General features: G+C 64.1%; 17 protein-coding genes. 10 read left to right on the forward strand and 7 right to left on the reverse strand.

Features of this window, described 5'->3' with window-relative positions:
* Window positions 1-65 precede the first annotated feature (65 nt).
* Together IVB29_RS02480 and hpaR are read right to left on the reverse strand one after the other, a co-directional pair.
* Window positions 66-1,211 (reverse strand): ABC transporter substrate-binding protein, encoded by a 1,146-nt coding sequence (locus tag IVB29_RS02480; protein ID WP_247501811.1) that lies wholly within the window; start codon window positions 1,209-1,211, stop codon window positions 66-68.
* Between the two features lie 296 nt (window positions 1,212-1,507).
* Window positions 1,508-2,023: a homoprotocatechuate degradation operon regulator HpaR gene (hpaR, locus tag IVB29_RS02485; RefSeq protein ID WP_247501812.1), complete on the reverse strand. Its 516-nt coding sequence runs from the start codon at window positions 2,021-2,023 to the stop codon at window positions 1,508-1,510.
* 112 nt (window positions 2,024-2,135) lie between these two features.
* On the opposite strand from hpaR, the gene hpaH reads away from it, so the two are divergent.
* Genes hpaH through IVB29_RS02515 form a run of 6 tightly spaced genes read left to right on the forward strand, consistent with a single transcriptional unit; the run spans window position 2,136 to window position 8,438 of the window.
* The gene (hpaH, locus tag IVB29_RS02490) at window positions 2,136-2,942 is read left to right on the forward strand and encodes a 2-oxo-hept-4-ene-1,7-dioate hydratase (protein WP_247501813.1); all 807 of its coding nucleotides are present in this window, start codon (window positions 2,136-2,138) and stop codon (window positions 2,940-2,942) included.
* Between the two features lie 31 nt (window positions 2,943-2,973).
* Window positions 2,974-3,372 carry a 5-carboxymethyl-2-hydroxymuconate Delta-isomerase gene (locus IVB29_RS02495; RefSeq protein WP_247501814.1) on the forward strand — a complete coding sequence of 133 codons (399 nt, stop codon included), beginning with the start codon at window positions 2,974-2,976 and terminating at the stop codon, window positions 3,370-3,372.
* A complete protein-coding gene (gene hpaE, locus IVB29_RS02500) occupies window positions 3,365-4,903 on the forward strand; it encodes a 5-carboxymethyl-2-hydroxymuconate semialdehyde dehydrogenase (protein ID WP_247501815.1) in 1,539 nt (512 codons plus the stop codon). Before IVB29_RS02495 ends, hpaE begins: the two co-directional genes overlap by 8 nt.
* 26 nt (window positions 4,904-4,929) lie before the next feature.
* Entirely contained in the window at window positions 4,930-5,913 is a 984-nt protein-coding gene (gene hpaD / locus IVB29_RS02505) for a 3,4-dihydroxyphenylacetate 2,3-dioxygenase (protein WP_247501816.1), read from the forward strand.
* A 3-nt stretch (window positions 5,914-5,916) separates the two neighbouring features.
* The gene (locus IVB29_RS02510) at window positions 5,917-6,786 is read left to right on the forward strand and encodes a fumarylacetoacetate hydrolase family protein (RefSeq protein WP_247501817.1); all 870 of its coding nucleotides are present in this window, start codon (window positions 5,917-5,919) and stop codon (window positions 6,784-6,786) included.
* 26 nt (window positions 6,787-6,812) lie between these two features.
* Entirely contained in the window at window positions 6,813-8,438 is a 1,626-nt protein-coding gene (locus tag IVB29_RS02515; protein WP_247501818.1) for a thiamine pyrophosphate-dependent enzyme, read from the forward strand.
* Between the two features lie 3 nt (window positions 8,439-8,441).
* On the opposite strand, the gene alkB is transcribed toward IVB29_RS02515, so the two are convergent.
* From alkB to IVB29_RS02535, 4 genes are all read right to left on the reverse strand, one after another.
* Window positions 8,442-9,095 (reverse strand): DNA oxidative demethylase AlkB, encoded by a 654-nt coding sequence (alkB, locus tag IVB29_RS02520; RefSeq protein ID WP_247501819.1) that lies wholly within the window; start codon window positions 9,093-9,095, stop codon window positions 8,442-8,444.
* A gap of 9 nt (window positions 9,096-9,104) precedes the next feature.
* Window positions 9,105-9,848: a 2OG-Fe(II) oxygenase gene (locus IVB29_RS02525; RefSeq protein ID WP_247501820.1), complete on the reverse strand. Its 744-nt coding sequence runs from the start codon at window positions 9,846-9,848 to the stop codon at window positions 9,105-9,107.
* A 159-nt stretch (window positions 9,849-10,007) separates the two neighbouring features.
* Window positions 10,008-10,694, reverse strand: a complete 687-nt coding sequence (locus tag IVB29_RS02530) for a DUF2848 domain-containing protein (RefSeq protein WP_247501821.1) — start codon at window positions 10,692-10,694, stop codon at window positions 10,008-10,010.
* Window positions 10,687-12,036 (reverse strand): amidase, encoded by a 1,350-nt coding sequence (locus tag IVB29_RS02535; protein WP_247501822.1) that lies wholly within the window; start codon window positions 12,034-12,036, stop codon window positions 10,687-10,689. Before IVB29_RS02535 ends, IVB29_RS02530 begins: the two co-directional genes overlap by 8 nt.
* A 186-nt stretch (window positions 12,037-12,222) precedes the next feature.
* On the opposite strand from IVB29_RS02535, the gene IVB29_RS02540 reads away from it, so the two are divergent.
* The 4 genes from IVB29_RS02540 to IVB29_RS02555 all read left to right on the forward strand — a co-directional run bounded on the left by IVB29_RS02540 (window position 12,223) and on the right by IVB29_RS02555 (window position 15,942).
* Window positions 12,223-12,636, forward strand: a complete 414-nt coding sequence (locus IVB29_RS02540) for an OB-fold domain-containing protein (protein WP_247501823.1) — start codon at window positions 12,223-12,225, stop codon at window positions 12,634-12,636.
* 3 nt (window positions 12,637-12,639) lie between these two features.
* Entirely contained in the window at window positions 12,640-13,779 is a 1,140-nt protein-coding gene (locus tag IVB29_RS02545) for a thiolase (protein WP_247501824.1), read from the forward strand.
* Window positions 13,780-13,784: 5 nt separating this feature from the next.
* On the forward strand, window positions 13,785-14,699 hold the full coding sequence (locus IVB29_RS02550) for an SDR family oxidoreductase (RefSeq protein WP_247501825.1): 915 nt from the start codon (window positions 13,785-13,787) through the stop codon (window positions 14,697-14,699).
* 130 nt (window positions 14,700-14,829) lie between these two features.
* Window positions 14,830-15,942 carry an SMP-30/gluconolactonase/LRE family protein gene (locus tag IVB29_RS02555; RefSeq protein ID WP_247501826.1) on the forward strand — a complete coding sequence of 371 codons (1,113 nt, stop codon included), beginning with the start codon at window positions 14,830-14,832 and terminating at the stop codon, window positions 15,940-15,942.
* Window positions 15,943-16,012: 70 nt separating this feature from the next.
* On the opposite strand, the gene ppc is transcribed toward IVB29_RS02555, so the two are convergent.
* Window positions 16,013-18,805 carry a phosphoenolpyruvate carboxylase gene (gene ppc, locus IVB29_RS02560; RefSeq protein ID WP_247501827.1) on the reverse strand — a complete coding sequence of 931 codons (2,793 nt, stop codon included), beginning with the start codon at window positions 18,803-18,805 and terminating at the stop codon, window positions 16,013-16,015.
* Window positions 18,806-19,609 lie beyond the last annotated feature (804 nt).

Below are 19,609 nucleotides of genomic sequence, written 5' to 3' on the forward strand. Positions count from 1 at the left end.
ATCAAATACGTTCGACGGAAGACGTCACGACCTCCCCGACCGGCATCGGGGAGGTCGTTTCAACGTCAGTCGTTGAACTCGATGTGCTTGTCGAAGGTGATGTTGCCCTTCTCGTTCTTCACGATGTTGTAGCCGTGGAGACCGTCGCCGTTCTGGTCGAAATTGTATTCGCCCTCGGCGCCCGGGAACTTCTTGATCGCGAGGATGGCTTCGCGGATCTTGGCCGGTTCGGTCGTGCCGGCCTTGTTGATGGCCTGCGCCATCACGTTGATGGCGTCAAAGGTCCAGGAGCTCTGGTTGTCGGGCGCAACCTTGACCGCGTCGCGGTAGATCTTGCCGAACGCCTTCGAGCCTTCGCTGGAATCCTCGGCATAATCCGCAACGCCATAGGTGTTATAGAGCGCGGGACCGGCGAGCTTCAGCGCGGTGATGTTGACGATCGAGGGCGAACCGACCCAGGGAATGTTCACGCCGAGCTGACGCAGCTGGCGAGCGAAGATGCCGAGATCGTTCTCGAAGGTGAAGTAGGAACCGAGGATGTCGGCGCCCGACTGCTTGATCGCGAGCACGACCGGGGTGAAATCCTGGCTCTGGTTGGCATAGCCCTGGTCGAGCACCGGCGGCGCGCCGAGCTTTTCGAGCGCAGCCGTCAGCGCCTTGCCGCCCGCGGTGCCGAACGCATCGGTCGAGTGCAGCACGGCCCATTTCTTCTTGGCGAGCGTCGTGACGCCGTATTCGGCGATGACACGGCCGGAATAGCTGTCATTGGGACGGCAGCGGAACAGCCATTGATTGCCCATGTGGGTGAGGTTCGGATCGGTGCCGCCGATCATCACGGGCTTGCCGAGCTTGATCACGTCGGGCGCCATCGCGTGCACCTGGGTCGAACGGATCGAGCCGAGGAAGCCGACGATGTCGGGCTGCGAGGCGAGCTTGGAGAAGGCGAGCACGATGCCGGGATTGGTGGTCTGGTCGTCCTCGACGATCAGCTCGCCCTGCTTTCCCAGGATACCGCCGGCTTTGTTCACGGCTTCGAGCGCGAGCTTGGCGCCCTTGATGGCGTATCCGCCGGATTCAGCCGCGGGACCGGTGACGGGCGCGCACATTCCGATCTTGATGGTGGCGCCTTGCGCATTTGCGCTTTTGATGAGGTAGGGCGCGGCAATGCCGGCAGCAATTCCGGCCGCGAAGTCGCGTCTCGTCAGTCTCATTCATTCCTCCCTGGGGCCGGGCGTCCTTGTCGGCCCTTCTTTGTTTTGGCTCTATCGCTGAATACAGAGCCGGATGCTACTTACGGATTCTGCCGACGTGAGTAAATTGATATTGAGCCATCATCGACTAAGGGCGGAGAACTCGCACCCGAAGATGACTAACACCTGCGGCGATGATCTATTCTCAGCTGTTTTCTGCGGGCTTTTCTCGCATTTGGTTGCGATCACGCTGCTCACGCGCGTTATGCAACGACGACAGTCATGCGTAACTGACAAGTCATCATGCAAATTTGCCGTTACGTCTCGTCCGTGACGTCGTCACCCGCATCGGGGAAAGCAAGGCACAATTCCAACTGCCCGAGCATCTCCTGCAACTCGGCAAGCTTGCGCGCGCCAAAGCGCTGGGTGATCTCGGCATAGATCGCTTCCGAGGACGGCGCGACGGAGGCCATCAGCTTCACGCCCTCCTTCGAGATCGAAACCATGCTGCGGCGCTGGTCGGCCTTCGCGGTCTTGCGCTCGATCAGATTGCGCGCCTCGAGATCGCGCAGGATGCGCGACAGGCTCGGCCCGAGCAGAAACGCCGTGCGCGCGAGTTCCGTGACCTCAGCGGCCTCGATGGACGCGAGCGCGCGGAGGATGCGCCATTGCTGCTCGGTGAGACCATGCTCGCGCAGCTTGGGACGAAACTGCCGCATCACGGCTTCGCGCGCCCTGAGCAGCGACATCGGCAGCGAGCGCGAGAAGTCGCGCATCGGCACTTGCCGTGTGGGCGCGCTTGCGTTCGCGGAATCAGCCGGTCTCTTCGTCATGACGCCCTTTCAGATCGCAAAACGTTTGCAGTGCAGCAAGCCGGAATTGTGTTTGACGCATTCACTTAACATGTTAAGTATCTTCGAGCACCACGATTTTGGCCGATCATCCATGGCGCTTTCCAGCGACGATATCCAAGCTTGCGCGAGCCGTCTGCACCAGGCGGAGAAGACCCGCGTGCAGATCCGGCAGCTCTCGCAGGATTTCCCCGGCATCACCATCGCCGATGCCTATGCGATTCAGAAGGCCTGGGTCGACGTCAAGATTGCCGAGGGGCGTGTCGTCAAAGGCCACAAGATCGGCCTGACCTCGAAGGCGATGCAGAGCGCTCTTGATATCAATGAGCCCGATTCCGGCGTGCTGCTCGACGACATGTTCTTCGCCGATGGCGGCCTCGTCCCGACCGAGCGCTTCATCGCGACACGCGTCGAGGCCGAGCTCGCCTTCGTCATGAGCAAGCGGCTCTCAGGCCCCGACTGCACGCTGTTTGACGTGCTCAACGCCACCGACTTCGTCGTGCCGGCGCTGGAGATTCTGGACACGCGCATCGAGCGCGTCGATCCCAAGACCAAGGCGACGCGGAAGATCTTCGACACCATCGCCGACAACGCGGCGAATGCCGGCATCGTGCTCGGCGGACGGCCGATCCGCGCGCTGGATGCGGATTTGCGCTGGATCGGAGCGTTGTGTTTCAGGAACGGCCAACTCGAAGAGACCGGCCTTGCCGCCGGTGTGCTCAATCATCCCGCGACGGCTGTCGCGTGGCTTGCCAACAAGATTGCGCCGCTCGGCCTCGCGCTGGAGCCCGGGCAAGTCGTGCTCGCGGGCTCCTTCATCCGTCCGATCGAGACCCGCAAGGGCGACACAATTCAGGCCGATTATGGCGCCTACGGCTCGGTGAGCTGCTACTTCGCTTAAATAACAAGACGACACAGGGAGTGAAAACGCGATGCCGCATTTCACGATCGAATATTCGGCCAATCTCGATGGCCGCGTCGATATCGGCGCCGCCTGCGAAGTCGTGCGCAAGGCGGCGGTCGAGACCGGCATCTTCCCGCTCGGCGGCATCCGCGTCCGCGCCATCAGGTGCGAGCACTATGCGATCGCCGATAACAGGCAGGACTACGGCTTTCTCGACATGTTGCTGCGCATCGGCGAGGGCCGCGATCTTCCCACGCGTCAGAAGGCCGGCGAGCAAATCTTCCAGGCGCTTTCAAAACATCTCGACCCCGTCTTCGCCGCCAGCAAGTTCGCCTTGTCGTTCGACATGCAGATCAACGACAAGGACACGAGCTGGAAGCGCAACAACATCCACGACGCCCTGAAAGTGGAGACCGCAAATGGATAAGCCCACGGCGAAAGCCGATATCTTCCAGGCCAACCGCGACCGCGTCGCGCCGCTGCTGAAGAAACTCCGCGCCGACGGCATCGGCCACATGATCGACGGCAAGATCGTTCCCTCGATCTCCGGCGACACGTTTGAGACGAAGTCCCCGGTCGATGGCGCGTTGCTCGCGAGTGTTGCGCGCGGCAATGCCGAGGATATCGATGCCGCAGCGACGTCCGCTGCGCTTGCCTTCAAGTCCTGGCGCGATATGGGCCCGGCGATGCGCAAGAAATTGCTGCATCGGGTCGCCGATGCGATCGAGGACAATGCCGACGACATCGCCGTGCTCGAATGCATCGATACCGGCCAAGCCTACCGCTTCATGGCCAAGGCCGCGATCCGCGCCGCCGAAAACTTCCGCTTCTTCGCCGACAGATGCGGCGAGGCGCGCGATGGCCAGAACACACCCAGCGACGAGCATTGGAACGTCTCGACCCGCGTGCCGATCGGGCCCGTCGGCGTCATCACGCCGTGGAACACGCCGTTCATGCTCTCGACGTGGAAGATCGCCCCGGCGCTCGCCGCCGGCTGCACTGTCGTGCACAAGCCGGCCGAATGGTCGCCGGTGACGGCGGCCATCTTGTCGAGGCTGGTCAAGGAAGCCGGCGTCCCCGACGGCGTGCTCAACACCGTGCACGGCTTCGGTGAAGAAGCCGGCAAGGCCCTGACCGAGCATCCCGCCATCAAGGCGATCGGCTTCGTCGGCGAAAGTTCGACCGGTTCGGCGATCATGGTTCAGGGCGCGCCCACGCTGAAGCGCGTGCATTTCGAGCTTGGCGGCAAGAACCCTGTCATCGTGTTCGAAGACGCCGATCTCGACCGCGCGCTCGATGCGGTCGTGTTCATGATCTACTCGCTCAATGGCGAACGCTGCACATCGTCGAGCCGCCTGCTGATCCAGAAAAGCATCGCCGAAAAGTTCATCGAGAAGCTGACCGCCCGCGTGAAGGCGCTGAAGGTCGGCCATCCCCTCGATCCCGCCACCGAGATCGGGCCGCTGATCCACGAGCGGCATCTGGCAAAGGTCTGCTCCTATTTCGACGTCGCGCGCCAGGACGGCGCTGTGATCGCGGTCGGCGGCAAGGCCTATGACGGCCCCGGCGGCGGACATTATGTCGAGCCGACGCTGGTAACAGGTGCCAACGGCAAGATGCGGGTGGCGCAGGAGGAGGTGTTCGGCCCCTTCCTCACGGTGCTGCCCTTCAAGGACGAAGCGGACGCCATCGAGATCGCCAACGACATCCGCTATGGCCTGACCGGCTATGTCTGGACCAACGACGTCGGCCGCGCGTTGCGCGTTGCGGATGCGCTGGACGCCGGCATGATCTGGCTGAACTCGGAGAATGTCCGCCACCTGCCGACGCCGTTCGGCGGCATGAAGGCTTCAGGCATCGGTCGCGACGGCGGCGACTACTCGTTCGACTTCTACATGGAAACCAAGCACGTCTCGCTGGCGCGGGGCACGCACAAGATTCAGAAACTGGGAATCTGACGCTCGTCGTTCCGAGGGGAAACGCAATGCCCGTACCGCAACACATCTTCGAGCCGCCGTTCAACATCGTCCGCTCCAGCCACGTCGTGCTCGACGTGACCGATTTGAAACTGAGCCGCGAATTCTACGAGACGACGATCGGCCTGCATGTCGAGGATGCCGACGACAATGTCGTATACCTGCGCGCTGCCGAGGAGCACCAGCATCACTCGCTGGTACTGAGGAAAGCAGCAGCGCCCGCCTGTAACAGGCTCGGCTTCAAGGTCGGCAATGACGGCGATCTCGACAAGGCCGCAAAATTTCTCTCCGAGAACGGCCTCGGCTACGCCTTCGTCGACCAGCCCTTCCAGGGCCGCACGCTCCAGTTCACCGATCCCTTCGGCTTCCAGATCGAGCTCTATGCGGCGATGGACCGCCGGCCGCATCTGCTTCGTCGTTATGACCTCTACCGGGGATGCCACCCGCAGCGGCTCGACCACTTCAATGTCTTCGCCGCCGAGGTGCAGGACACCGTCGAGTTCTATGCGCGGCTCGGCTTCCGCCTCACCGAATACGCCGAGGAAGACGGACCGAACGGCCGCATCGCAGCCGCCTGGATGCATCGCAAGGGCAATGTCCACGATTTCGCCATCACCAACGGTAAGGGCCCGCGGCTGCATCACTTCGCCTATTGGACGCCGACAGCGATGAACATCATCCATCTCTGCGACGTCATGGCCTCGCAAGGTTTTGTGAAGAACATCGAGCGCGGCCCGGGACGCCACGGCATCTCGAATGCGTTCTTTCTCTACGTGCGCGACCCTGACGGACACCGCCTCGAGCTCTACACCAGCGACTACTTTACGGGCGATCACGACCACGAGCCGCTGCGCTGGTCGCTACGCGATCCGCGCCGACAGACGCTGTGGGGCGCGCCTGCCCCGCGCTCGTGGTTCGAGCAAGGCTCATCGTTCTCAGGTCAGGCCGTGCGTGAACCAAAGTTCGTGGCCGACGTGCTGGTGGCGGATTAAACGATGAAGCTCCCTCGCCTCGCCACTTATTCCATCAAGGGTGACATCAGCTACGGCGCCGTCCTGGAGGGCGGCATCGTCGATCTCTCCGCGCGGTACGCAAAAGACTATCCGACGCTGCGCGAGGTGATCGCGGCCGGGAAGCTCGCGAACCTTGCCGAGGAAGCCGCCGGCCGCAAGCCTGATCACGCACTTAGTGACATCACCTGGCTGCCCCCGGTGCCCGCGCCGGAAAAGATCATCTGCATCGGCGTCAACTATCCCGACCGCAATGCCGAGTACAAGGACGGCCAGGACGCGCCAAAGTATCCGAGCATGTTCATGCGTTCGCCGCGCTCCTTCGTCGGCCACGACACGCCGCTGGTGCGCCCGCGCGCATCCGCGCAGCTCGACTACGAAGGCGAGATCGTGCTGGTGATCGGCAAGCAAGGCCGGCACATTGCGGAAAGCGCCGCGCTCGACCACGTCACCGCGCTGACGCTCTGCAATGAAGGCTCGGTGCGCGACTGGCTGCGACACGCCAAATTCAACGTCACCCAGGGCAAGAATTTTGATTCCAGCGGCAGCCTTGGGCCGTGGCTCGTCCCGTACACGAAAGAAGCGCAGATCGCCGACATCAGGCTCACCACGCATGTCAACGGCGAACTGCGGCAGGACGACCGCACCAGCCGGCTGATGTTTCCGTTCCGCTATCTCATCAGCTATATCTCGACCTTTGCAACGCTGGTTCCCGGTGACATCATCGTGACGGGCACGCCGACCGGCGCCGGCGCGCGGTTCGATCCGCCGCGCTATCTGAAGCCTGGCGACGTCATCGAGGTCGCGGCCGAGGGCATCGGCTCGTTGCGCAACGGCGTGGTCGACGAAGCCTAGAACAGTGATTGAAGTGGAATAATGCAATGACCACCCTTACCGGCGGCGAAGCGATCGTAAGCGGGCTTGTCGCCCACGGCGTCGACACCGTGTTCGGTCTGCCCGGCGCGCAGGTCTACGGCCTGTTCGACGCGTTCCATCAAGCCCAGCTCAAGGTGATCGGCGCGCGGCACGAGCAGGCCTGCGGCTACATGGCGTTCGGCTATGCGCGCTCCAGCGGCAAGCCCGGCGTGTTCAGCGTGGTGCCCGGCCCCGGCGTGCTCAACGCCAGCGCGGCGCTGCTCACCGCTTACGGCTGCAACGAACCGGTGCTGTGCGTCACCGGCCAGGTGCCGACGCAATTTCTGGGCAAGGGCCGCGGCCATCTGCACGAGATGCCGGACCAGCTCGCGACCTTGCGCACCTATGTGAAATGGGCCGACCGCATCGAACATCCCGGCAATGCGCCCACCACTGTGGCGCGCGCCTTCCAGGAGATGACATCGGGACGGCGCGGCCCCGCCTCGGTCGAAATGCCCTGGGACATTTTTACTCAGCGCGCCGACACTCGTGCCGCACAGGTGCTGGAGCCGCTGCCCGCGCCGCTGCCTGACCCCGACATGATCAAGCAGGCGGCAGCCCTCATCAAGAACAGCAAGGCGCCGATGATCTTCGTCGGCAGCGGCGCGATCGAGGCGCGCGAGGAAATCCTCGAGCTTGCCGAAATGATCGATGCGCCCGTCGTCGCCTTCCGCAGCGGCCGCGGCATCGTCTCGAATGCGCATGAGCTCGGCCTGACCATGGCGGCCGCCTACAAGCTATGGCCCAAGACCGATCTCATGGTCGGCATCGGCACGCGGCTGGAACTGCCGATCATGTCGCGCTGGCCGTTCCGCCCCGACGGCCTGAAGAGCATCCGCATTGACATCGATCCCGTCGAGATGCGGCGTTTCATTTCCGACACCGCCATCGTCGCCGACGCCAGGACCGCGACGGCCGACCTCACTGCGGCCATCGGCAAGGCCGGCTACAGCAAGACCGCCGGCCGCCGTGCCGCGATCCGCGAGGCGACCGCGACGGCACAACAGGAGATCCAGCGCATCCAGCCGCAGATGGCGTATCTCAACATTTTGCGCGAGGTGCTGCCGGCGAACGCGATCGTCACGGATGAATTGTCGCAGTTCGGCTTCGCCTCCTGGTACGGCTTCCCGATCTACGAGCCGCGCACCTTCATCACCTCGGGCTATCAGGGTACGCTCGGCTCAGGCTTTCCGACCGCGTTGGGCGCCAAGGTCGCCAATCCCGACAAGCCGGTGGTTGCGATCACCGGCGACGGCGGCTTCATGTTCGGCGTCCAGGAGCTTGCCACCGCGGTGCAGTTCAACATCGGCGTGGTGACGCTGGTGTTCAACAACAACGCCTATGGCAATGTCCGCCGCGACCAGCGCGAACGTTTCGACGGCCGCGTGGTGGCCTCGGATCTCGTCAACCCGGATTTCGTCAAGCTGGCGGAGTCCTTTGGCGTGGCGGCTGCGCGCGTCACCGCGCCGGATCAGTTCAAGACCGCGATGGAGAAGGCACTCGCGCATGGCGGGCCGTATCTGATCTCGGTGGAAGTGACGCGGGACTCCGAAGTCAGCCCCTGGGCGTTCATTCATCCGGCGAAGCCGTAAGCTTCAACGCGTCCTGCGGAACGTCAGATTGATCCGCTTGCGCCCGAGCAGCGCATGCTCGCCGTCGGCGAGCAGCGCGACGCCGTGATAGGCGAGCCTGCTGGGCCCGCCCCAGACCACGACATCGCCATGCACGAGCCGGAACCGGCGCGGCTTGTCGGCGCGCGCTAGGCCGCCAAACAGGAAGGTCGCGGGCAGGCCGAGCGAGACCGAGACGATCGGCGCCGAATAGTCCAGCTCGTCCTTGTCCTGGTGCAGCGATAGCCGCGTGCCGGGCTCGTAGCGATTGACGAGGCAGGCATCGGGTGCAAAACCCGTGAAACCGCCCTGCTCGGCCGCGCGGCGGGCGAGATCGCAAAACACCGGCGGTATCGCGGGCCACGGCGCCTCGGTCCGCGGATCGATCGGGTCGTAGCGATAGCCGGTGTGATCGGTGATCCAGCCGCGCTCGCCGCAATTGGTCATCGCCACCGACATCTGATGGCCGCCCGGCGTCGTCATGCGGCGGAACGGCGACTGCGCCACGATGGCGCGTACCGCTTCGATCAGCTCGCTCTCGATCGGCTTGACGAACCCGCGCAGCAACACAGCACCGTCGGCGATCTCCTCGCGCGATGGCTGCGCCTCGGCAACGCTGTCGAACAAGTCAGACGTCAATCGCAATGCTCATTTGGCATCATGGAAGATCGCACCCAGGGTATGGCGCTGACCGGAGCGAATCCGGCTGACGCCATGGCGCAGATTAACGCGGTAGGTGCCGCGTGTCCCCTGCACCGGGCGATGATGCACGGCAAAGGCGACCGCGTCACCTTGCGCCAGCGGAACCACCTCGGCACGAGACTGCATGCGCGGGCGCTGCTCGGTCAGCACGAATTCGCCGCCGGTGAAATCGCGGCCGGGCTCGGACAGCAGGATCGCGACCTGCAGCGGGAACACGTGCTCGCCATAGAGGTCCTGATGCAGGCAGTTGAAGTCGCCCGCCTGATACTGCAGCAGCAGCGGCGTCGGCCGGTTCTGTCCGGCCTCGTGGCAGCGCTTGAGGAAGGCCGCATGCCCTTGGGGATAGCGGATGTCGATCCCCATCGAATCGTTCCAGCGATTGGCGACGGCCTGCAAGTGGACGTAGAGCGCCGGGCGTAGCTGCGCGATGAGATCAGGCAGCGGGTAGGAGAAATATTTATACTCGCCGCGGCCGAAGCCGTGGCGGCTCATGACGATGCGGCTGCGGAAGTGCGTGTCGTCGGGATAGAGGGTGGTGACGGCGCGGCACTGGTCCGGCGTCAGCAGGCCCTTGAGGACGGCGCAGCCCTGGGTGTCGAGTTCGCTGGTGATCTGCGGCCAGTCGAGGGTGTCGACGTGGGCGGCGAGATCGGCGGCGGGCGGGGCTGATTTTCGTGCTGTTGCTGTCATGGCCATGACTTTCGCAAGACCGCCTCGCCCTCTGCCACCCGATTTCCGACAACTGTCTCCCCGTCATTGCGAGAGCAGCGAAGCAATCCAGAATCCTTCCGCGGAACCGGTCTGGATTGCTTCGTCGCAAGGGCTCCTCGCAATGACGGCGGAAGGGCCTCAGCCCAGCACAGGCAGCGTCGTCACGGCATATCCATGCTTGATGGTGCGCTTCAAAACGGGATCTTCAAGCTCGAACTCGAAGCGGTCGGCGGGGCGGATGCCGCCCTTGGCTGCAAAAGTGCCGCCGAACATGGCGCAGCCGTCGGGGAACTTGTTGCCGTCGAAGCCGCGCTTGATAAGGTCTGCGACCGGCAGCATCGCGTCGAGCGTGCCCTCCTGGTAGAGCACGCGCTTGCCGTTGATCGTGGCCCAGGAGCGCAAAATCATCTTGTCCCAATGCCCGATGACGTCTTCGAGCTCCCAGAGCGTGGAGGCAATCGGCTTGTCGCACATCTGCTTGGAGACCGTGACGTTGTAGGCCTCGACCTTGCGGTCGGTGTGGTCGGAACCACAGCCGACGAAGATGCGGCCCTGCCAGCCGATCAGCACGAACTCGACCTCGCCGGAGGAATCGCCGCCGGTGCACTCGATGCTGTCTTCCTGAGTCAGCCGCCGCGCCGAGGCGCGGTAATAGATCGGTGTCGAAGCCGGCGGGGCGATGCCCATCTCTTGCAACTCGGCGATATGCTTGTCGCGCGCGATGGGATCGCGGCCGGTCCAGCCGGCGATGACCATCTGGTCGATCGCCAATGTCAGCGGCGTGGTAGTGTCCTGTGCGTCGACGGTGAAAGTCAGGTCAAACACGAATTACGGCCTCCATGCCGGCAGCAAGTTCAAAAATACGGCGATCCGAGCCGCCCGCCCCTGCAAGCATCAGGCCCACGGGAATGTCGCCCTCGCGATGTGCGGGCAGCGAGATGGCGCAGCCGTCGATCATGTTGATCAGGGTGCAATTGCGCAGCACGCGCAGATTTTCCCTGGTGAACGCCTTGTCGTCGGCCAAATCTGAAATCTTCGGCGGTGTGTTGGCGGTGGTCGGCAGCACTAGCGCATCATAGGGCGCAATGCGCGCATTGACGCGGGCGATCAGCGAGCGGCGCTCATTGAGGAGATCGATGTAATCGGCCGCGCTCTGCGCCTCGCCGCGCAGGATGCGCACGGAAACGCGGGGATCGTAGACGTCGCCCTTTGACGTGATGAGATAGCGATGCCAGGCATAGCTTTCGGACGCGGCAAAGCCGCCCTTGGCGTTCATCGGCCCGATGTCGTGGAATTCGGCCATCTCGATGCGCTCGATGATGGCGCCGTGATCGGCGAGTGATTTCAACGCGCGTTCGAAAGTCTCGGAAACCTCTGCGTCGAGATCGTCGAGCGCGATCGTGGTCGGCACCGCCAGCCGCATGCCCTTCACGGGGCGCGGCCTCAGCGGAACGACCGGCTCGTTCGCGAGCACGGCATCGAGAATGGCACAGCAGCTGACCGATCGCGCCAGCGGCCCGATGCTGTCGAGCGAGAACGACAGCGGCACCGCGCCGTCGAGTGGCACGCGGCGCTGCGTCGGCTTGTAGCCGACGATGCCGTTATAGGCGGCCGGAATTCGGCAGGAGCCGCCGGTGTCGGTGCCGAGCGCACCATGCGCCATGCCGTCGAGCACGGACACCGCCGCGCCCGAGGACGAGCCGCCGGGCACATGACCCACAGCCCGGTTCCAGGCGCCCTTCGGCGTGCCGTAATGCGGGTTGATGCCGATGCCGGAATAGGCGAACTCGGTCATGTTGGTGCGGCCAATCACGACGAAGCCGGCCTTGCGCAGCCGCGCCACCGTCGCCGCGTCCTGCTCGGCCGGCGGAGAATCATCGAGCGCGCGCGAGCCCGCGCGCGTCACCTGGCCCTTGATGTCGAACAGATCCTTGATCGAGACCGGGATACCGGCATAGCGCGACGGCGCGGCGTTGGCCTTGCGCAAGCCGTCCATCGCATCCGCGGCCGCGAGTGCGGCGTCCTTGTCGACATGGATGAAGGTGCGCTGGCCCTCGCCGGCGGGATCGGCGATCCTGGCGATGCAGGCCTCCACCAGTTTTCGGGAGGTGGTGCGGCCGCTTTCGAGGTCTTCGGCGAGCTTCGCCAGTGTCGGAAAATCGGGCATGTCTGTCTCACGGAATATTTGCGTGCAATGTATAGCGCTGCCTCACTTCGACACAAGCATTGTGCGCATGATGGCATGCATGCGCGTTGCTGGACCGTTGACGCGCCATGGTCGATTGTCGCATCAAGATTGAAACAGGCGGGCAAGGCCTGTGCCTTTAGGATATTCCCCGGGAGGACCAGCCGAATGGCCGAACCGCAGCGCGCGCGACCGAAACCGACGCCGGAAACCCAGCATTTCTGGGACGGCGCGAAAGCGGGCGAATTGCGCCTGCAACGCTGCGACGCCTGCGCGCATGTCTATTTCCCGCCGCGCCCGTTCTGCCCGTCCTGCGCCTCGCGCAAGGTCAGCATCTTCAAGGCGAGCGGCAAGGGTTTTCTCTACAGCTATGTGATCAACCAGCGTCCCGCCGCGCCCGGCTTCACGCCGCCTTACGCGATCGCCGTGGTCGAGCTCGCCGAGGGGCCGCGGATGATGAGCAACATCATCGACTGCCCGCAGACCCCGGAGGCGCTCGAGCTCGACATGAAGCTCGAGGTCGCCTTCGAGGCACTCGACGACAAGATCACCCTCCCCGTGTTTCGCCCGGCGAAGGGATAGACCATGCGCAGCAACCAGGTTGCCGTCGTCGGCGCGGCCGAGACCACCGAGCTCGGTGTCATCCCCAATGTGTCGCAGCTCCAGCTTCACGCGGATGCGGCGCTTAACGCCATCGCGGATGCCGGGCTGAAACTGTCCGACATCGACGGCTTCGCGACCGCGGTCGAAACGCCGCAGCAGGTCTGCCACTATCTCGGCATCAAGCCCACCTGGGTGGACGGCACTTCGGTCGGTGGCTGCTCGTTCATGCTGCACGTCCGCCATGCGGCGGCGGCGATCGAGGCGGGTCTCTGCAAGACCGTTCTGATCACGCATGCCGAAAGCGGCAAGTCGATGATCGGCAAGGCGCCGCGTTCGACGGCGCCGGACAGCCTCAACGGCCAGTTCGAGGCGCCCTACGGCGTCTACGGCCCGCCCAGCATGTTCCCGATCCCCGTGCTGCGCTTCATGAAGACCTATGGCATCACGCATGAGCAGCTCGCCTCGGTCGCGGTGGTGCAACGGGAATGGGCCGCGAAGAATCCGCGGGCGATGATGAAGGACCCGATCACGGTCGCCGATGTCCTCAATTCGCGCATGATCGCCTATCCGTTCCGCCTCTTGCAATGCTGCCTCGTCACCGACGGCGGCGGCGCGCTGATCCTGACTTCTGCCGACCGTGCCAAGGATTTCCCGCGAAAACCCGTCTACATCATGGGCACCGGCGAGAGCGTGGAAACACCGATGGTCAGCCAGATGGAGACTTTCAACTCCTCGCGCGCGTTCAAGACCGCTGGTCCCCTCGCTTTCAAGGAAGCCGGCATCGCGCACAAGGACGTTGATCATTTGATGATCTACGACGCGTTTGCGCATCTGCCGCTGTTCGGTCTCGGCGACCTCGGCTTCATGCCACATGAGGAGACCGGCCAATTCATCGCGGACGGCAATACGCGTCCGGGCGGGAAGCTGCCGCTCAACACCAATGGCGGCGGATTGAGCTACATGCATTCGGGCATGTACGGCATGTACGCGCTCCAGGAAAGTGTGCGCCAGATGCGCGGCATCGCGCCGGCGCAGGTGGCTGGCGCGAAGATTTCAGTGTGCCACGGCGTCGGCGGCATGTTTGCAGCGTCAGGCACGATCGTGTTTACGAACGAGAGGTAACCCACATGACAAAATCACTGCAAGACAAGGTCGTCATCGTCACCGGCGCAGGCCGCGGCATCGGGCGGGAGATCGCGCTGCTGTGCGCAGCCGAGGGCGCCAAGGTCGTGGTCAACGACCCCGGCAGCGCCGCCGACGGCGCCGGTTCGAGCGCTTCTCCCGCCGAGGAGGTGGTCGACGAGATCAAGAAGCGCGGCGGCATCGCGGTCCCCAATTTCGAGTCCGTGGCCGAAGCCGTCCCCGCCAGCAAGATCGTCAAGACCGCGACCGATCATTTCGGCCGGCTCGACGGCGTCGTCAACAATGCCGGCATCTTGCGCGACATGATCTTCCACAAGATGAGCGTGGAAGCGTTCGAGGCCGTCATCAAGGTTCATTTGATGGGCTCGTTCTACGTCAGCCACGCCGCGGCGCGCATCTTCCGCGAGCAGGAGTCCGGCTCCTTCGTGCACTTCACCTCGACCTCCGGCCTGATCGGCAATTTTGGCCAGGCCAACTACGCCGCCGCCAAGCTCGGCATCATCGGGCTGTCGAAGTCGATCGCACTCGACATGGGCCGCTTCAACGTCCGCTCCAATTGCGTCTCGCCGTTCGCCTGGACCCGCATGATCGGCACGATCCCGACCGAGACCGAGGCCGAGAAGGCGCGCGTCGAGAAGATTAAGCAGATGGGGCCCGAGAAGATCGCGCCGATCTGCGCCTATCTGCTGTCCGATGCCGCCAAGGAGGTCAGCGGTCAGATCTTTGGCGCGCGCATGAACGAGTTGTTCCTGTTCAGCCAGAACCGTCCATTGCGCTCCGTGCACCGGAGCGAAGGCTGGACGCCGCAGACAATCGCGGAACACGGCATGCCGGCGCTGAAGGGCTCGTTCTACAAGCTCGACCGTTCCGCCGACATCTTCCCCTGGGATCCCGTGTAGGGATTAAGTCCAGCCGCATTTCCGGCATCCCAGCTCTGCGATCTCTGGTTGCCTCGCCCAGAGATCGCTCTGCTTTATGCCCGAATGCGGGCGAATGGTGTCTTCCCAACAAAAATCTTGGGAGGAAACCATGACAAGAATACTGACCAACTCCGACGACACCACCGCAACTGGCGGCCTCGGCCGCCGCACGCTGCTCAAGGGCGCCGCCAGCATGGCTGCAACGGCCCTGCTCGCTTCAAACGCCGACGCCCGCGACTTCGGCGCCAATGCCGAGCCGCAGCGCTATCCCGATCCCGACATCGTTGTCATCGACCCCAAGCGCTTCAAGGCCAAGGTCGGCAACACCGCGATCAAGCGGCTTTACACCGGCTGTCTGTGGGCGGAGGGACCGGCGTGGAATGCGCAGGGACAATATCTGGTCTGGAGCGACATCCCGGCCAACCGGCAGCTGCGCTATCTCGACGACGACGGCCACATCTCCGAGCAGTTCCACAAGCCGTCGAACGAGGCCAACGGCAATTCGTTCGACACCGAGGGCCGCCAGATCACCGCCGAGCGCACCCGCCTGGTCCGCTACGAGCACGACGGCTCGGTGACGACGCTGGCCGAGCAGGCCAATGGCAAGCCGCTCAACGGTCCCAACGACATGGTCGTGCATCCCAACGACAGGGCGATCTGGTTCACCGATCCCGGCTACGGCGCAATCAGCATCTACGAGGGCAAGCTCGCCAACACCGGCTCGCTGCAGCCCTACCAGAAGGAAGCGGTCTATCGTCTCGACACGCAGACCGGACAGGTTGCGAAGGTCGCGGACGAACCGTTCAAGCCGAACGGCATCGCGTTCTCGCATGACTATAAGAAGCTCTATGTCTGCGACACCGGCATCACGCATTATCCGCAAGCGGAGAACGTGGTGTGGTCCTATGACATCGACGGGCCGAAGCTCTCCAACCCGAAGCGGCTGATCGACATGAAGCTCGACGGCAAGTCCGGCTTCCCCGATGGCCTGCGCGTCGACACCGAGGGCAATATCTGGGTCGGCGCCGGCTGGGTTGGTCCGGGCTATGACGGCGTGCAGGTGTTTTCGGGAGCCGACGGCGCGCGGATCGGACAGATCCTGCTGCCGGAGACCTGCGCCAATCTCTGCTTCGGCGGCAGGAAGCGCAACCGGCTGTTCATGACCGCGAGCCAGTCGCTGTATGCGGTCTATGTGGAGACGCAGGGCGCGCATTTCTGTTGAGTGACGCGAATGGTGAGTGGCGAATGGCGAGTAGACTCCATTCGCTACTCGCCATTTCGCTATTCGCTTCCTACCCCGTATTTCTCAGCCCCGCCGAGATGCCGTTGATCGTGAGCTGAATCCCGCGCAGCACCTGCTCGTCCGGGTTCTGCGCGCGGTGCTCCTTGAGCAACTCAACCTGCACGTGGTTGAGCGGGTCGAGATAGGGGAAGCGGTGGCGCACCGAGCGCTCCAGCAGCGGGTTGCCTTGCAGCAGCCGATCCTGCCCCATGATGTCGAGCAGTGTTTCGATACAGGAATGCCATTCGCGGCGGATGCGGCCGAAGATCTTTTCACGCAAGGCTTCGTCCGGCACCAGTTCGGCGTAGCGCGAGGCGATCGCGATCGAGCTTTTCGCCAGCACCATGTCCATGTTCGACAAGAGCATGCGGAAGAACGGCCATTCCTTGTAGAGCTCTTTCAGGAACGGCATGCCCTTGTCGGGATGCTCCGCAATCCACTGCTCGACCGCGCTGCCGAAGCCGTACCAGCCCGGTAGCATCAGGCGGCATTGCGCCCAGGAGAACACCCAGGGGATGGCGCGCAGATCCTCGATCGCGCGGGTCTTCTTGCGCGAAGCAGGTCGGCTGCCGATGTTCAGCGTCGCGATCTCGTTGATCACGGTCGAGGCCCAGAAGTAATCGACGAAACCGTCTGTCTCGTAGACGAGGCCGCGATAAGCCTTGAAGGCGAGGTTCGACAGCTCGTCCATCGCGGTCAGATATTCGCCGCGCGGCGCGCTCTGGCGCGGATGCAGCAGGCTCGCCTCGAGCGTCGCGGCCGCCAGTATCTCAAGATTGCTGCGGCCGACTTCGGCGTTGGAATATTTCGACGAGATGATCTCGCCCTGCTCGGTGATGCGGATCTGGCCGTTCACGGCGCCGCCGGGCTGGGCGATGATGGCGTCATAGCTGGGCCCGCCGCCGCGGCCGACCGAACCGCCGCGGCCGTGGAACAGGCGCAGCCGCACGCCGTGACGCTCGAACACGTCGACGAGGCCGATCTCGGCCTTGTAGAGCTCCCAGCCCGAGGTGACGAAGCCGCCATCCTTGTTGCTATCGGAATAACCGAGCATGACCTCCTGCACGCTGCCGCGGCTGTCGACCAGGCGGCGGTAGTCGTGCAGCGACAACATGCGATCCATGATGCCGGATGACGCCTGCAAATCCTCGATGGTCTCGAACAGCGGCACGACGTTGATCGCGCTGCGTCCGGAGGGATGGACGAGGCCGACTTCCTTGAGCAGCACCGCGACCTCGAGCATGTCCGACATGCCCTTGCACATCGAGATGATGCATTGGGGAATGGCGTCCGAGCCGAACTTCGCATGCGCTTCTGCCGCGGCATGGAAGACGTTGAGCTCGCCCATGGTCTCGTCGCTGTACTTGACGAATGGCGACACCAGCGAGCGGATGCTGCGCAGTTCGTTGGTGAGCAGCGAGATGCGGGCATCCTCGCCGAGCGCGAGATAGGACATGCCGGGATTGGCGGCGTCCATCAGTTCGGCGATGGTGCGTTCGTGCACCGCCGAATTCTGGCGGATGTCGAGCCGCGCCAGGTGGAAGCCGAAGCAGTCCACCGCGCGGCGCAGCAGCCGCAGCCGGCCGCGGGCGATGACGCGGGCGTTGTTGGAGATCAGCGAGCGATGCAGCACGTCGAGGTCGGCCTGCAACTCCTTGACGCTCTCGTAAGGCCGCCCCTTGCCGACCGGCCGGCGCGTGATCTCGACCTGGAGCATTTCGGCCGTCGCCGTCAGGCGCGCATAGATGCCGGAGACCGCAAGGCGATAAGGTTCGCCGCTGCGGTGCGGCGACGTATCAGGCGAGCGTTCCGCCAGCGTGCGCAGCTCCTCGGATATGTCGGCGAGATGTGCCGCGATCGACAGCTCCGAGCCGAGCACGTGCAGCTCGTTCAGATAGAATTGCATCACCCGGCTCGACTGCAGCCGCAGCGTACCGCGCATGACGTCGGCGGTGACGAAGGGATTGCCGTCGCGGTCGCCGCCGATCCAGCTTCCCATGCGCAGGAACGAGGCAAGCTCGCTGGCCGCCGCTTCGCCGTCCTCCTCCAGCCGGTCTTCCAGCACGTTGACCAGCCGCGGCACTTCGCGCAGGAAGGTGTAATCGTAGAACGACAGGCCGTTGGCGACCTCGTCGAGCACAGTGAGCTTGGTTCGGCGCAAGAGATTGGTCTGCCACAGCGTCAGCACCTCGCGGCGGAGCTGCTCGTCGCTGGCGGCGGCTTCGTCCGCGGTCAGGGCGACGCGTTCGCGGCGGTCGAGCAGGCTGGCGACCTCCATCTCGCGGTCCATGGTGCTCTTGCGACGGACTTCGGTCGGGTGCGCGGTCAGAACCGGGCTGACGAGTGCGCTCTTGAAGAAGCTGCGCAACGCGTCGGCATCGATGCCCGCCGCCTTGGCATGGGCCAGCGTCTCCGCGAGCACGCCTGCGCCGTTGGTGGCACTGCGGGCGCGCATCTGGCGGATGTTGTTCTGGTCCTCGGCGATATTGGCGAGGTGGGAGAAATAGCTGAAGGCGCGGACGATCCGCACTGTCTCCGAGGTCGACATGCCGTCGAGGATCTGCTCGAGCTCGCGGCGGGCGAGCCGGTCCTCGTCGCGGTGGAACCGGATCGAGGTCTGCCGGATACGCTCGACCAGGTCGAACAATTCGGCGCCCTCCTGGTCGCGCACCGTGTCGCCCAGGATGCGTCCGAGCAGGCGGATGTCATCCCGCAGCCGCACGTCCGCTTCCAGCGCCTGGACGTCTTCCGGGCGGTTGGGGCGTTGATCTGCGGCGTCGGATGGTAACGTCTGGAGGGACATTGGCTCGCTCCCCTGGTTCGAGCTCGCTTGGCTGCCCGGCTCAGCCGAGTGTGCGATATTTTTCTGCCGCAGTGCAAGATGAACTTGATCGCGGCGCGGCAGGATGGCTTTCACAGAGCGGCGCGCACACACGTCCGCGGTCTCGCGGCGCGGGCGCCCGAGCTTTGCTGTCCGTTTCGCCCTCATCGAGAACAAAGGGCGCAGGGAAGGCCGGGCGCCGGCTGGCACCCAGGGTCCGCATACGAGAGACGCACGCGGGGTGACCACAGGTGATGCCGGGACATCCCGGCCTTCCCTGCGCAATGGTTTTACGGCTTATGGCGCGCTCTCCCCGGGGAGCGATGCACTATTGCCCCCGTCGCCTTGCGGATGATCGATGCGCGCACCCGGTCGGGCAGCTCACACCACCGCAAGCCTTGACGCACAGACCCCGGGCGTCAGGACCACACGCTTTTGCCGTCCGCGGACGTCCCTCCCCGGACATTCGGAAGCTCGCGCGTGCTCGCCCCCGAAGCCGAAAAGAAATGCTGTGACCGCGCCGTGTCGATCCGCGGATCGCAATGGCTCACGGGGACTACCCGCCCTGCCATCCCGTCACGCGCCGGCGCTACCGCGTCCATCGCCTCCCGGCCTGCGTATCGTGACGATCGCGAACGCCCCTTTTGGCGGGCTGGGATGTTATGCGGTTTAACCGAAGAGACGAATTCGGTCAATCAGAATATTTGCGGACCGGTCGCTTGACCTGCATGTGGCGTGTTTTGCCCGTCGAGGCTGAGCAAGAATTGGTCGTTGGCGGCCTTAGGC

It is taken from the genome of Bradyrhizobium sp. 1 (assembly GCF_023073315.1).
In the GTDB taxonomy this organism is placed as follows: Bacteria; Pseudomonadota; Alphaproteobacteria; order Rhizobiales; family Xanthobacteraceae; genus Bradyrhizobium.

Bases quoted from the DNA above. Each gene is read 5' to 3' on its own strand.
- hpaR (WP_247501812.1), bottom strand. From the start codon at position 2,023: ATGACGAAGAGACCGGCTGATTCCGCGAACGCAAGCGCGCCCACACGG.
- IVB29_RS02525 (WP_247501820.1), bottom strand. From the start codon at position 9,848: ATGACAGCAACAGCACGAAAATCAGCCCCGCCCGCCGCCGATCTCGCC.
- IVB29_RS02510 (WP_247501817.1), top strand. From the start codon at position 5,917: ATGAAGCTCCCTCGCCTCGCCACTTATTCCATCAAGGGTGACATCAGC.
- hpaD (WP_247501816.1), top strand. From the start codon at position 4,930: ATGCCCGTACCGCAACACATCTTCGAGCCGCCGTTCAACATCGTCCGC.
- IVB29_RS02535 (WP_247501822.1), bottom strand. From the start codon at position 12,036: ATGCCCGATTTTCCGACACTGGCGAAGCTCGCCGAAGACCTCGAAAGC.
- IVB29_RS02540 (WP_247501823.1), top strand. From the start codon at position 12,223: ATGGCCGAACCGCAGCGCGCGCGACCGAAACCGACGCCGGAAACCCAG.
- IVB29_RS02495 (WP_247501814.1), top strand. From the start codon at position 2,974: ATGCCGCATTTCACGATCGAATATTCGGCCAATCTCGATGGCCGCGTC.
- IVB29_RS02550 (WP_247501825.1), top strand. From the start codon at position 13,785: ATGACAAAATCACTGCAAGACAAGGTCGTCATCGTCACCGGCGCAGGC.
- hpaH (WP_247501813.1), top strand. From the start codon at position 2,136: ATGGCGCTTTCCAGCGACGATATCCAAGCTTGCGCGAGCCGTCTGCAC.
- IVB29_RS02545 (WP_247501824.1), top strand. From the start codon at position 12,640: ATGCGCAGCAACCAGGTTGCCGTCGTCGGCGCGGCCGAGACCACCGAG.
- IVB29_RS02555 (WP_247501826.1), top strand. From the start codon at position 14,830: ATGACAAGAATACTGACCAACTCCGACGACACCACCGCAACTGGCGGC.
- IVB29_RS02515 (WP_247501818.1), top strand. From the start codon at position 6,813: ATGACCACCCTTACCGGCGGCGAAGCGATCGTAAGCGGGCTTGTCGCC.
- ppc (WP_247501827.1), bottom strand. From the start codon at position 18,805: ATGTCCCTCCAGACGTTACCATCCGACGCCGCAGATCAACGCCCCAAC.
- IVB29_RS02480 (WP_247501811.1), bottom strand. From the start codon at position 1,211: ATGAGACTGACGAGACGCGACTTCGCGGCCGGAATTGCTGCCGGCATT.
- hpaE (WP_247501815.1), top strand. From the start codon at position 3,365: ATGGATAAGCCCACGGCGAAAGCCGATATCTTCCAGGCCAACCGCGAC.